The organism is Serratia sp. (in: enterobacteria) (genome assembly GCF_052400455.1).
In the GTDB taxonomy this organism is placed as follows: Bacteria; Pseudomonadota; Gammaproteobacteria; order Enterobacterales; family Enterobacteriaceae; genus Serratia; species Serratia ureilytica.
Window position 1 is genome coordinate 1584496 of record NZ_CP185812.1, and the last position, 12431, is coordinate 1596926.

Consider the following 12431-nt stretch of genomic DNA (forward strand, 5'->3'; position numbering starts at 1 on the left):
ACCGGATGGCCCCGCCGTCGTGCGCTTAGAAGGCGGCGCGGCTGACGTTTTGGCAACCCAGCGCCGCCAGGGTGACGCGGGTGGCGTCCCATTGGCTGATGCTCGCGTCCTGCGGCTCGGCCAGGACGGCGCGACGGATAGCTCGGCAGTCGCCGCCGGAGAGGTTCAGCAGGATCAGCGCGGCCTGCAGCGGCGGCAGACTCGGGTTAAAAGCGGCGTTTTCCGCATAGCGGCCGGCGTAGAGGCTGCCGTCTGCCGTTTCCAGCGCCACGCCGCTGTGGGCGTTGCTGTACGGCGCGTGGCTCCGGTTGGCCGCCGCCAGCGCCGCTTGCGTCAGCGCATCGTTCAGCGGCAGTTGATGCCCGTGATTGACCTCGTCCATCAGCAGTGAAGCGACATCCAGATCTTTCGGGCCGAAGGCGTCCGGCAGATAGTCCGCCAGCGTGGCCGGTGCGCGGCCAGGCAAACGGATTTGCAGCGCGCCGCCGCTGTTCAGCTCATTCATAAACTGGCGGCAGTGGCCGCACGGCGTATAGTTGACGGTGATCGAGGCCAGCGCTTTTTCGCCGCGCAGCCAGGCGTGAGTCACTGCGCTTTGTTCCGCATGTACGGATTGCTGCAGCGGCGCGCCGCTGAATTCCATATTGGCGCCGAAATAGAGATTGCCGCTTTGCCCGCGCGCGATGGCGCCGACGTGGAAATGCGATATCGGGGTTAACGAGCAGGCCGCCGCCAGCGGCAGCAGCGCGAATGCCAGCGCGTCATCGTCCAACCCGCAACCTGAGCGGATCGCCGCCGCTTGCTCGGCCGTGAACATCGCCGGAAAGTCGGGCGCGTCCAGATAGGGCTGCAGGGCGGATTGCAGTGTCGCGGGCAGTGCGCTGAAAGCGGTGTGAAAACGCGGATGCATGGAAGGTCTCTCTACAGGTTAACGGGATCACATTCTAGGCAGGCCAGAGACATTAAAGTGTGATCAATATCTCTTAAATGATGAAATCAATGCAATAAAAGGCGTAAATGCGAGATGTATCGCAAGTTTCATCCTGATCAACCGAACAGATGCAACAGCACCGGAAACACAAACGGCGCCAGCAGCGAGGTGATGATGCCGCAGATCACCAGCGCCAGCGAGCCGAAGGCGCCCTCCTGATAGTCCATCTCCGCGCAGCGCGCGGTGCCCAGCGCGTGGGAAGCCGTGCCCATCGCCAGGCCACGCGCCGAGGGCGTCGTGATTTTCAACAGGTTGAACAGCGTGTGGCCGAACACGGCGCCGAGGATGCCGACGAAAATAACGCAAACCGCGCTGATCGCCGGAATGCCGCCGAGCGAGTCCGCGACGGCCATCGCGATCGGCGTAGTGACCGATTTCGGCAAGATAGAGGCGGCGATTTCCGGCGTGGCGCCCAACCACAGGGCGATGGCGCCGCCGCTGATCATGGCGGTCAGGCTGCCGATGAAGCACACCGTGATAATCGACTTCCAGCGCGCGCGGATTTGGTGCAACTGCTCATACAGCGGGAAGGCCAGCGCGACGACCGCCGGCTGCAGCAGATCGTTGAGGATCCTGCTGCCCTGGGAAGTAGCGCTCATAGGAAATACCGCTGAGCAGCAGCAGCGGGATGATCACCGCCATGGACACCAGCAGCGGATTGAGCAGCGGCATGTTCAACCGGCGCGCCAGCCAGCGCGCGGCGAAATAGACCGCCAGCGTCAGCGGCAGCGACCACCAGATTTCATGGATCATGAGTTGCCCTCCGTGTCGTCGGGCTTACCGGCAATGCGCCGCTCGCGGTGAAAATAGTGTGAGGTATAGCCGACCACCACCAGCACCATCAGCGTGCTGATCAGGCAAGAAATGACCAGCGGGCCCAGATGCGCGACGATCTGGTCGTAATATTTCATCACGCCGACGCCGATCGGCACGAACAGCAGCACCATGTAGCGGATCAGCAAATGACAGCCGGGTTTAACCCATTTGGCCGGCAGGATCTGGGTGGAGAGCAGCGCGAACAGCAAGAGCATGCCGATGATGCTGCCGGGAATGGCGAACGGCAGCAGCGTCGCCACTGCGTTGCCGACGAACAGACACAGGTAGATGAGGAGCAGGGCCCTGAGGTATTTCCAGCACAGTGTGAGCACGTTGGCCATTGTCTTTTCCCGTTTAACTGACGCATTCATCATACAATTAAACTGTGAGCCACGCCACAGATCGCACTATGAATTCTCGCTATGCCTGCCATGCGCGATCGGCGGGTTGACATCCTGCTTTGAGAGTTGCAGGCAGGGTCAGCGCGCGTCTTCGGCCGTTGCCGCAGAACGTTCCGCCAAACGATGGCCGAGGAAGAAAAACAGCAGGCTGAGCAGCGCGGCGACGATCAGCATCACGAACATCAGCGGCGGCGCGGCGTAGCTGAGCATGACCCCGCACAGCACCGGGTTGATGGCGCCGCCCAATGCGCTGAGGTTCTGTACGCCATAGTAGCTGCCTTTCAGGTGCGGCGGCGCGATAAAGTCGATGAACATGTATTCCACCGGGATAACGATGATCTCGCCTAAGGTAAACACCGCCATCGCCGCCAGCCATAGCCAGACCGCCTGGCCGGCCACCATAAAACCGAGCAGCCCGACGATGAAAAACAGCGTGCCCAGCGCCAGCCAGCGCAGCATATTCTCCTGGCGCATGCCGCGGCTGAGCAGGTATTGCAGGGCGATGACGATACCGGCGTTGACGATCATCACCAACCCGATGATTTTGTAGGCGAACTCGGCGCTGGAGACGGTGATCAGGTACTGCGACAGATAGCCCGTGAACTGACCGAACACCACCGCGCCCAGCGTGCTGCCGAGGGTGAAGTAGATCAGCCGTCGATCGCTTCGCAAGATGGCCAGCGTTTGACGGAAGTTGGCCAGCGCGGCCGGTGCGGCGGCGCTGGGTGCCGGGCGCTGTTCACCACCGCGCAAGCGCAGGCTCAGCGCCGTCACCGTCGCCAGCGCCAGGCCGCCTGACAGGTAGAACGGCAGCAGCGGACTCAGCCCGGCCACCAGAACGCCGAGCGCAGAGCCGATCGCCCAGCCGACGTTGACCAGCGTGTAGTTGATTGAGAAAGCCTTGATGCGCTGCTCGACCGGCAGCCAATCGGCGAAACAGGCCTTAATGGTGATGCTCAGCACCGAATAACAGGTATGCAGGATCGCCAGCACCACGATCACGCCGCCGGGACGCGGGATCCAGGGAATGGCGAAGAAACTCAGCGCGAACAATAAAATCGACAGCAGGATCAGGCGGTTTTTGCTGAATTTGTCCACCAGATAGCCGCCGTACAGGCTGGCGATGATGCCGAGGGTGAGGCTGACGCCCAGGATCACGCCCACGCTTTTCGGCAACAGCTGGAAGTGCTCGGTGAGGTAGATGGTGATGAACGGCAGCGTGACGCCGCGGCCGATGGTCAACACCAGCGAACTGGCCAGCAGTACGTTGATCAGCGAGGGGAATCCCTTCATTTGAAACCTGTTTATGCATACAGTTATTGGGCGATGCAGATAACATAGCGCATTTTGGCGGGGACGGAAGGGGGCTGCCGATATTTATCTGAAAAACAGAGGCTGCGTCGGCAGCCTCGTGAAAAACAGCATTATTTACCGTGTTCGGCCTGCCGCGTGGCGAACCACGGCTGAACGAAATCGCTGCTGCTGCCCCAGCCGGGGATGATCTTCGCCAGGCCGGCGACGTTGACCGGCCCCGGTTGCGCCAGCAGCAGGGCCTGCGGAATGACCGCCGCTTTGAACTGATAGTTGTCCGGCGTGCTTTCCCCGGCGATCTTGTTGGCCACCAGGCGCAGGTTGACCGCGCCGATCAGCTTCGGATCCACCGCCACGCTGACCTGCCACGGGCTGCCGGCCTCGCGCATCAGCTGTAAATCCTGATTGGAGATATCGATGCTGTACAGCTTGATTTCGGTGCGGCCGTTCTCTTTCAGCGCCTTGTAAGCCCCTTGGGTAAAGGCGTCCCACGTGCCCCAGATGGCGTCGATCTTGCCTTTCGGGTATTTCGCCAGCACCGCGCCCACCTTGTTGGCGGTATCGCCCTGCACGTCGGATGAGACCGCGCCGATCGATTCCAGCTCATGAATGCCCGGATGCTGTTTCAGCAACTGCTGGTAAGCGGCCTGACGGCGCTCCATCGGCGGGAAGCCGGCCACCCACAGCTTGACAATATTGGCCTGGCCGTTGAAATCCTTCACCAGTTGGCCGAAGGAGGCATTGGCCAGTGAAGCGTCGTCCTGCTGCGAGACGGTGACGCCGGGAACGCTGCCGCTGACGTCGGTATCGAAAGCCGCGACGGCGATGCCGGCCGCCGCGATGCGCTTGACCAGGTCAGTGGAATAGGGGGCTCGCCCCTGCGAGAGAATGATGCCGTCATATTTCTGGCTGATAGCCTGATTGACGAAGTCCTGGAAGCGCGCGTCGTCGCCGTTGCTGAGGAAGGTATCCACCTTGAAGCCCAGCTTGCGCCCTTCCTGAATGGCGCCCGCCAAAAATTGCGTGGTGTTGTCGTCGGATCCGAGGTTGCGGATCACCGCGATGCGCACCGGCCCCTGATGCTGAGCGATGGCGGCGGGTACGGCGGCGTTTTCCGCCGCCTGCAGCGGCAGGGCGGACAACAGACTGAGGGCGAGCAGCGAAGTCTTGAGGTTTTTCATTATTATAGGCTCCAAAAAAGCAGGGAAACGATCCCGGTGAAGGTCTGTTATAGCAGTCTTTCTGTCTGGACGTCTATTTTGGGTTTCGGAGCATCATAGCCGGATGCGGCGGGCAGGGGAATCAGGGCGGTTATGACTTTTTCTTCATGCTTATAACGTGGGGGTTGGGGCAATAAAAAAGGGCCGAGCAAGCTCGACCCTCCCTACGCCGCGCATCTGCGCGATTACTTGACCTGCATGCCAGGCTGCGCGCCGCTGTCCGGGCTCAGCAGGAAGATCTCTTTCCCGCCTGGGCCTGCCGCCATCACCATGCCTTCTGACACGCCGAAGCGCATTTTACGCGGCGCCAGGTTGGCGACCATGATGGTCAGACGGCCTTCCAGCGCTTTCGGGTCCGGGTAAGCGGAACGAATGCCGGAGAAGATTTGGCGCGATTCGCCGCCCAGATCCAGCTGCAGCTTCAGCAGCTTGTCGGAGCCCTCGACAAAGTCGGCGCTCTTGATCAGGGCGATACGCATGTCAACCTTGGCGAAGTCGTCGAAGGTGATGGTTTCCTGGATCGGATCGTCAGCCAGCGGGCCGGTCACCGGCTTGGTGGCGGCCATGTCTTCTTTCGAGGCGCTGACCATCTCGTTGACCTTGTCCAGATCGATGCGGTTGAACAGCGCTTTGAACGCGTTCACCTGATGGCCCAGCAGCGGCTGCGGGATCGCGTCCCAGCTCAGCTCGGCGTTGAGGAACGCTTCGGCGCGTTCGGTCAGCGAAGGCAGCACCGGCTTAAGGTAAGTCATCAGCACGCGGAACAGGTTGATGCCCATCGAGCAGATGGCCTGCAGCTCGGCGTCGCGGCCTTCTTCCTTCGCCACCACCCACGGCGCCTGCTCATCCACATAGCGGTTGGCCAGATCGGCCAGCGCCATGATTTCGCGGATTGCGCGGCTGAACTCGCGGGCGGCGTAGGCTTCGGCGATGCTCTGGGCCGCGTCGACGAAGGTCTGGTACAGCGCCGGATCGGCCAGGGTGTCGGCCAGTTTGCCGCCGAAGCGTTTGTTGATAAAGCCGGCGTTGCGCGAAGCCAGGTTCACCACCTTGTTGACGATGTCGGCGTTCACGCGCTGCACGAAGTCTTCCAGATTGAGATCGATGTCGTCAATGCGTGAAGAGAGCTTGGCGGCGTAGTAATAGCGCAGGCAGTCGGCGTCCAGGTGCTGCAGGTAGGTGCCGGCCTTGATGAAGGTGCCGCGCGACTTGGACATCTTGGCGCCGTTCACCGTCACGTAACCGTGCACGAACAGGTTGCTCGGTTTGCGGAACTGGCTACCTTCCAGCATCGCCGGCCAGAACAGGCTGTGGAAGTAGACGATGTCCTTGCCGATAAAGTGGTACAGCTCGGTGGTGGAGTCTTTGCGCCAGAACTCGTCGAAGTCCAGATCGCCGCGTTTATCGCACAGGTTCTTGAAGGAGCCCATGTAGCCGATCGGTGCGTCCAGCCAGACGTAGAAGTATTTGCCCGGCGCATCCGGGATTTCGAAGCCGAAGTAAGGCGCATCGCGGGAGATGTCCCACTGCTGCAGGCCGGATTCGAACCACTCCTGCATCTTATTCGCCACCTGCTCCTGCAGCGCGCCGGAGCGCGTCCACGCCTGCAGCATTTCGCTGAAGGCCGGCAGGTCGAAGAAGAAGTGCTCGGAGTCGCGCATCACCGGCGTCGCGCCGGAAACCACGGACTTCGGATCGATCAGTTCCGTCGGGCTGTAGGTGGCGCCGCACACTTCGCAGTTGTCGCCGTACTGATCCGGCGATTTGCATTTCGGGCAGGTGCCTTTCACGAAACGGTCCGGCAGGAACATGCCTTTCTCCGGATCGTACAGCTGAGAAATGGTGCGGTTCTTGATAAACCCGTTTTCTTTCAAGCGGCTGTAAATCAGGGTGGACAGCTCACGGTTTTCCTCGCTATGGGTCGAATGATAGTTGTCATAGCTGATGCCAAAGCCGGCGAAATCCTGTTGGTGCTCCTGGCTCATCTCCGCGATCATTTCTTCCGGTTTAACGCCCAGTTGCTGCGCTTTCAGCATGATCGGCGTGCCGTGCGCGTCGTCCGCGCAGATGAAATGCACTTCGTGGCCGCGCATTCGTTGGTAACGCACCCAGATATCCGCCTGGATGTGCTCGAGCATGTGGCCGAGATGGATGGAACCATTTGCGTACGGTAGCGCGCACGTCACCAATAATTTTTTCGCGACTTGAGCCATAGTGAGAACTTGCTTTCTGTAATGAATAAAAGGGCCTTCGATGTTAACCGATCGCGCCCTTCGCTGCTAGGGCGGTTTCTTACAGGTTATACGCGCCAGCCGCCGCGCAGTTCTGGTATGCTTAGCCGGAAGCTACCCATTCAAAATCAAGGAGCCGGGATGAACGCAAAATCCCCTGAGCAGACCAACCCCGAAGTTCTGCGCGCCCTGGTGACCGGTGTACTGGCCGCCTTTGAACACCCGACGTTGAAAAACAACCTGACCGCATTGAAGGCTATCCATCACTGCGCGTTGCTGGACGATGTACTGCATATCGAACTGACGATGCCCTTTGCCTGGCAGAGCGGTTTTGAAGCGCTGCAGGCGAGCGTCGGCCCCGAACTGCTGCGCGTGACCGGCGCCGGCGCCATCGATTGGAAGCTGAAACACGATATCACGACGCTGAAGCGCGCCAACGCGCAGGCCGGGATCAAAGGCGTGCGCAACATCATCGCCGTCAGCTCCGGCAAAGGCGGAGTGGGGAAATCCAGCACCGCCGTCAACCTGGCGCTGGCGCTGGCCGCCGAAGGGGCCAAGGTCGGCATTCTGGACGCCGACATTTACGGCCCGTCGATCCCCAACATGCTGGGCACCGAACACGAGCGGCCGACTTCGCCGGACGGGCAGCACATGGCGCCGATCATGGCGCACGGGCTGGCGACCAACTCCATCGGTTATCTGGTGACCGACGACAACGCCATGGTGTGGCGCGGCCCGATGGCCAGCAAGGCGTTGATGCAGCTGCTGCAGGATACGCTGTGGCCGGATCTGGATTACCTGGTGCTGGACATGCCGCCGGGCACCGGTGACATCCAACTGACGCTGTCGCAGAACATTCCGGTGACCGGCGCGCTGGTGGTCACCACGCCGCAGGATATCGCCTTGCTGGATGCCGCCAAAGGCATCGTAATGTTCGAGAAAGTGCATGTGCCGGTATTGGGCATTGTCGAGAACATGAGCGTGCATATCTGCAGCAACTGCGGCCACCATGAGCCGATCTTCGGTACCGGCGGCGCCGAGAAGCTGGTGCAGAAATATAACAGCCGTCTGCTGGGGCAGATGCCGCTGCATATCTCGCTGCGTGAAGATCTGGATCGCGGTACGCCGACGGTGATCAGCCGCCCGGACAGCGAATTCGCCGACATGTATCGTCAATTGGCCGGCCGTGTGGCGGCGCAGATGTATTGGCAGGGCGAGGCGATCCCGACGGAGATTGCGTTCCGCGCGCTGTAATCAGCCTATCGCAATGCAAGAACCCGGCTTAAACGCCGGGTTTTTTTATGGGGTAGGGGTCGGCTTGTGCAGGTCGGCACGGGTATAAGGGCGTTCGATCTGCGCCAGCGTTTTGGCGATATGTTCCAGCAATCCCTGGGTGGGGGCCGGCTGCCGCTGCCCCATCAGCGCCAACGGCAAGGCCAGCGCGATGGCCAAATGCGGCCAGGCCAGCTGTGGTCGCGCTTTCCCTCGCTGCAGCCATAAAAACAGCGCGCTGGCCATGTAGCCTAAAATCAGCCCGCTGATGACCTCGGATACCGAATGCACGCGGATTTCCAGGCGCGACACGCCGATGGTGAAAGGCAATATCCACCCGGTCAACAACGCGATGCTGCGCACCGGATGGGAAAATCGACCGGTTAAAGCCCAAAGCAGCGGCGGCCAGATGCTCGCGGCGAGGGCCGAATGGCCGCTGAATCCGGTGAAGTCATAACTTGCGCTACCAATGCCCCAGCCCAGAAAGGCCAACTTGGACAGGCAGACCAGCCCGCCGGTGAAACCGAAAATCAGCGCCCATTGCCAGCCTGCAACGCGGGTGGCGGGCGATGCGAGCAGCAATAAAAAAAGAATCAGCGCGCAGGGCAGCAGCAGCATGCTGTCGCCGAAAAAAGTCAAAAAATACCAATCCAGCACATCATTCTCCGATGAAAGACTACGGGGTCCCTAAGTCAGCGCAGGAGTGTAACCTGTTGCGGGGCATTGCCCTAGCCGTGAGATTCTTAAAATGTCATATCGCCGGTAGGGCGCGATAGCCTGAATTCGCCCGCCGTCGCGCAATATACAGTGGCGCAAACCCCGACGACTCCCTATAATTGTCGCGTTTTAGTTCCCTCCCTTCACATTACGAAATCAGGTCTTTAATTTTATGACTGACAATCCGCATCAGTGCGTCATTATTGGTATAGCTGGCGCATCTGCCTCCGGAAAAAGCCTTATTGCCAGCACGTTGTACCGCGAACTCCGCGAGCAGGTCGGCGATGAGCACATCGGCGTTATTCCAGAAGACAGTTACTATAAAGACCAGAGTCACCTGACCATGGAAGAACGGGTCAAAACCAACTATGACCACCCGAGCGCCATGGATCACAACCTGCTGTTCCAGCATTTGCAGATGCTGAAGGCGGGCAAAGCGATCGAACTGCCGCTGTACAGCTACACCGAGCACACGCGCAAGAAAGAAACCGTCCACCTGAAACCTAAAAAAGTCATTATTCTGGAAGGGATCTTGCTGCTGACGGATATCCGCTTGCGCCAGGAGATGAATTTCTCGATCTTCGTCGACACGCCGCTGGATATCTGCCTGATGCGCCGCATGAAGCGCGATGTCAACGAGCGCGGCCGCTCGATGGATTCGGTGATGGCGCAATACCAGAAGACCGTGCGCCCGATGTTCCTGCAGTTTATCGAACCTTCCAAACAATACGCCGATATCATCGTCCCGCGCGGCGGCAAAAACCGCATCGCGATCGATATTCTGAAAGCCAAAATCAGCCAATTCTTTGAATAATGCCGTTTAATGGCCGGGAATGTGTATTTCCGGCCGGCGGCCAACTATTTGCACCCCGGCGTAGACCTTTCGCCCGTTGTGTGGCAATTTTTGTTTAGTTACGCGTTTTGATGGAGAAGAGAGACATGAGACTGTGCGACCGCGATATAGAAGCCTGGCTGGATAGCGAGAAACTGGTGATTTCCCCGCGTCCGCCGCTCGAACGCATCAACGGGGCCACAGTAGATGTCCGTTTGGGCAACCAGTTCCGCGTGTTCAGCGGCCATACCGCGCCTTTTATCGATCTGAGCGGGCCGAAAGACGAAGTCAGCGCCGCGTTGGATCGCGTGATGAGCGACGAGATTGTCCTGCCGGAAGGCGAGGCGTTTTTCCTTCATCCCGGCGAGCTGGCCCTGGCGGTGACGTTCGAATCCGTGACGCTGCCGGACGATCTGGTGGGCTGGCTCGACGGCCGTTCTTCTCTGGCGCGCCTGGGGTTGATGGTGCACGTCACTGCGCACCGTATCGATCCGGGCTGGCACGGACGCATCGTGCTGGAATTTTACAACTCCGGCAAGCTGCCGCTGGCGCTGCGGCCGGGCATGCTGATCGGGGCCTTGAGCTTTGAACCGTTGTCCGGCCCGGCGGCCCGGCCATACAACAGCCGGCAGGACGCGAAATATCGCGATCAGCAGGGCGCAGTAGCCAGTCGAATCGACAAGGACTAACGGCGCGGGATGCACCGTCGGTGTGGCGCTGACAAGAGGGTGGCATGAGAAGATTACTGACGACATTGGCGATTTTACTGGTGGTGGTGGTGGCGGGGATGTCCGCGCTGGTACTGCTGGTCAATCCGAATGATTTTCGCGGTTACATGGTCAAAAAGGTCGAGCAGAAGAGCGGCTATCAGCTGACGCTCGAAGGCGACCTGCGCTGGCATATCTGGCCGCAGCTCAGCATTTTGGCCGGGCGCATGACGCTGACCGCGCCGGGCGCGAAAGCGCCGGTAGTGAGCGCGGAAAATATGCGCCTCGATGTCAAACTGTTGCCTCTGCTGTCGCATCAGCTGTTTGTGAAACAGGTGATGCTGAAAAACGCCGTCATTCGCCTCACGCCCGATAGCGAAGAGCATTCGCAGATGGATGCCCCGATCGCGCCGGCCGGCACTGGCACAGACGCGGCAGATGCGGCCTGGAAGTTCGATATCGATAATCTGCGGGTCGTGGACAGTCTGCTGATTTGGCAGCGCGCCGACAATGAGCAAATTAATGTCCGGGATATCAATCTCACCCTGCAACAAACGCAGACGCGACAGGCGCAGCTGGAACTTTCCAGCCGGGTCAATCGCGATCAGCGCGACCTGACCTTCAGCATGGCGGCCGATGTCGACTTGCAGCAGTTCCCTCGCCAGATTGGCGCCAAAGTCACCCAGTTCAATTATCAACTGGCGGGTGCGGATATTCCGAACGGCGGTATTCAGGGAGAGGGCAATGCGCAGGTGGTCTATCAGCAGACGCCGGCGCAGATTGCCGTCAGCCAGCTGAGCGTCAGTGCCAATAACAGCCAATTGACCGGCGATATCAGCGCCACGCTGGGGGCGGTGCCCGGCTATGTGGTGAACCTCAATTCGGCTAACCTCGATCTCGATGCGCTCTCCGGCTGGCAATCCAGCACCAATACCGCCGAACAACCCGCCGTGACTTCCGCGCCGGTGATCGCCAGCCAGGTTGACGATCGGCAGCAGAATTTAGAGGCGCTGCGCGATTTCAATGCGCAGTTGAATCTCCAGGCCGCGCAGTTGACCTATCGCGGTATGAACGTCACTCAGTTGGCCGTCGTGGCGGACAACCAACGCGGACTGCTGACGCTGCATAAACTCGCCGGACAATTGGCCGGCGGTGATTTCTCCTTGCCGGGCTCGCTGGACGCGCGCGGCAATAAACCGGTGATCAGCGTGCAGCCGGCGCTGAACCAGGTTGAACTGGGCACGGTGCTCAAAGCCTTCGACATGCCGCAGATGTTGACCGGCAAATTCAGCATGAAAGGGGATTTGACCGGCGATCGCCTCTCTTCACAGTCATTTGAGCGCCGCTGGCGCGGTACGGCGCAGCTGGCGATGCAGGATGCGCAGCTGCATGGCCTGAACATTCAGCAGCTGATCCAGCAGGCTGTGGCGCGCAACGATAACAGCGTGCGCGGGCAAGACAGCTATCAGCGTTATACCGAGGTCAAAAACGTCTCGGCGCAGGCCAGCCTGAATCAAGGCACGATCAAGCTCAGCGGTCTGACGGCGGATTCGCCTTTGCTGGCGCTGACCGGCGCCGGCAGCATCGATATGCCGGGCAAACAGTGCGATATGGCGCTTAACGTGCGCGTCACCGGCGGATGGCAAGGGCGCGGCGAGCTGATCGAGCAACTGCAAAAAACGCCGATCCCGCTGCGGGTCTATGGGCCGTGGCAACAGCTCAATTATCAACTGCAGGTCGATCAGGTGTTGCGTAAAACGCTGCAGGATCGGGCTAAAGATGCGCTGAACAAATGGGCTGAAAAGAACAAGGATTCGCGCGAAGGTCAGGATCTGAAAAAGCTGCTCGACAAGCTGTAATCCCTCCGATGCGGGCCACAGTGTGGCCCGCGTCAATATCGAGGTTCCCGCGATAATTTCTCTCCGTTACCTTG

10 protein-coding genes and 1 pseudogene are annotated in these 12431 nt (G+C 60.0%); 4 read left to right on the forward strand and 7 right to left on the reverse strand.

Features of this window, described 5'->3' with window-relative positions; all coding sequences use genetic code 11:
• Positions 1-25 precede the first annotated feature (25 nt).
• The 6 genes and pseudogenes from cdd to metG form a co-directional block, all read right to left on the reverse strand.
• Positions 26-910: a cytidine deaminase gene (gene cdd, locus ACORQT_RS07630; RefSeq protein ID WP_072628019.1), complete on the reverse strand. Its 885-nt coding sequence runs from the start codon at positions 908-910 to the stop codon at positions 26-28.
• A gap of 137 nt (positions 911-1047) precedes the next feature.
• A pseudogene (locus ACORQT_RS07635) lies at positions 1048-1744 on the reverse strand (CidB/LrgB family autolysis modulator).
• Positions 1741-2148, reverse strand: a complete 408-nt coding sequence (locus ACORQT_RS07640; RefSeq protein ID WP_206358101.1) for a CidA/LrgA family protein — start codon at positions 2146-2148, stop codon at positions 1741-1743. Before ACORQT_RS07640 ends, ACORQT_RS07635 begins: the two are co-directional and overlap by 4 nt.
• A gap of 138 nt (positions 2149-2286) precedes the next feature.
• On the reverse strand, positions 2287-3501 hold the full coding sequence (locus ACORQT_RS07645) for an MFS transporter (protein ID WP_033650599.1): 1215 nt from the start codon (positions 3499-3501) through the stop codon (positions 2287-2289).
• Between the two features lie 131 nt (positions 3502-3632).
• On the reverse strand, positions 3633-4700 hold the full coding sequence (locus ACORQT_RS07650; protein WP_164057311.1) for a sugar ABC transporter substrate-binding protein: 1068 nt from the start codon (positions 4698-4700) through the stop codon (positions 3633-3635).
• A 224-nt stretch (positions 4701-4924) separates the two neighbouring features.
• Positions 4925-6952, reverse strand: a complete 2028-nt coding sequence (metG, locus tag ACORQT_RS07655) for a methionine--tRNA ligase (RefSeq protein WP_164057312.1) — start codon at positions 6950-6952, stop codon at positions 4925-4927.
• A gap of 159 nt (positions 6953-7111) precedes the next feature.
• On the opposite strand from metG, the gene apbC reads away from it, so the two are divergent.
• Positions 7112-8224, forward strand: a complete 1113-nt coding sequence (gene apbC / locus ACORQT_RS07660) for an iron-sulfur cluster carrier protein ApbC (RefSeq protein WP_033650602.1) — start codon at positions 7112-7114, stop codon at positions 8222-8224.
• A 45-nt stretch (positions 8225-8269) separates the two neighbouring features.
• Here the strand turns inward: apbC and ACORQT_RS07665 are convergent, their stop codons facing one another.
• Entirely contained in the window at positions 8270-8899 is a 630-nt protein-coding gene (locus ACORQT_RS07665; RefSeq protein ID WP_164057313.1) for a phosphatase PAP2 family protein, read from the reverse strand.
• 232 nt (positions 8900-9131) lie between these two features.
• On the opposite strand from ACORQT_RS07665, the gene udk reads away from it, so the two are divergent.
• The 3 genes from udk (at position 9132) to asmA (ending at position 12357) form a co-directional block, all read left to right on the forward strand.
• On the forward strand, positions 9132-9773 hold the full coding sequence (udk, locus tag ACORQT_RS07670; protein WP_033642454.1) for a uridine kinase: 642 nt from the start codon (positions 9132-9134) through the stop codon (positions 9771-9773).
• A gap of 125 nt (positions 9774-9898) precedes the next feature.
• The gene (gene dcd, locus ACORQT_RS07675) at positions 9899-10480 is read left to right on the forward strand and encodes a dCTP deaminase (RefSeq protein ID WP_019454407.1); all 582 of its coding nucleotides are present in this window, start codon (positions 9899-9901) and stop codon (positions 10478-10480) included.
• Positions 10481-10524: 44 nt separating this feature from the next.
• Positions 10525-12357, forward strand: coding sequence for an outer membrane assembly protein AsmA (asmA, locus tag ACORQT_RS07680; RefSeq protein ID WP_147837798.1), 1833 nt, complete (start codon positions 10525-10527; stop codon positions 12355-12357).
• Positions 12358-12431 lie beyond the last annotated feature (74 nt).

Coding starts and splice junctions, on each gene's coding strand:
- asmA (WP_147837798.1), top strand. CDS start 10,525: ATGAGAAGATTACTGACGACATTGGCGATTTTACTGGTGGTGGTGGTG.
- udk (WP_033642454.1), top strand. CDS start 9,132: ATGACTGACAATCCGCATCAGTGCGTCATTATTGGTATAGCTGGCGCA.
- ACORQT_RS07640 (WP_206358101.1), bottom strand. CDS start 2,148: ATGGCCAACGTGCTCACACTGTGCTGGAAATACCTCAGGGCCCTGCTC.
- apbC (WP_033650602.1), top strand. CDS start 7,112: ATGAACGCAAAATCCCCTGAGCAGACCAACCCCGAAGTTCTGCGCGCC.
- metG (WP_164057312.1), bottom strand. CDS start 6,952: ATGGCTCAAGTCGCGAAAAAATTATTGGTGACGTGCGCGCTACCGTAC.
- cdd (WP_072628019.1), bottom strand. CDS start 910: ATGCATCCGCGTTTTCACACCGCTTTCAGCGCACTGCCCGCGACACTG.
- ACORQT_RS07650 (WP_164057311.1), bottom strand. CDS start 4,700: ATGAAAAACCTCAAGACTTCGCTGCTCGCCCTCAGTCTGTTGTCCGCC.
- ACORQT_RS07645 (WP_033650599.1), bottom strand. CDS start 3,501: ATGAAGGGATTCCCCTCGCTGATCAACGTACTGCTGGCCAGTTCGCTG.
- dcd (WP_019454407.1), top strand. CDS start 9,899: ATGAGACTGTGCGACCGCGATATAGAAGCCTGGCTGGATAGCGAGAAA.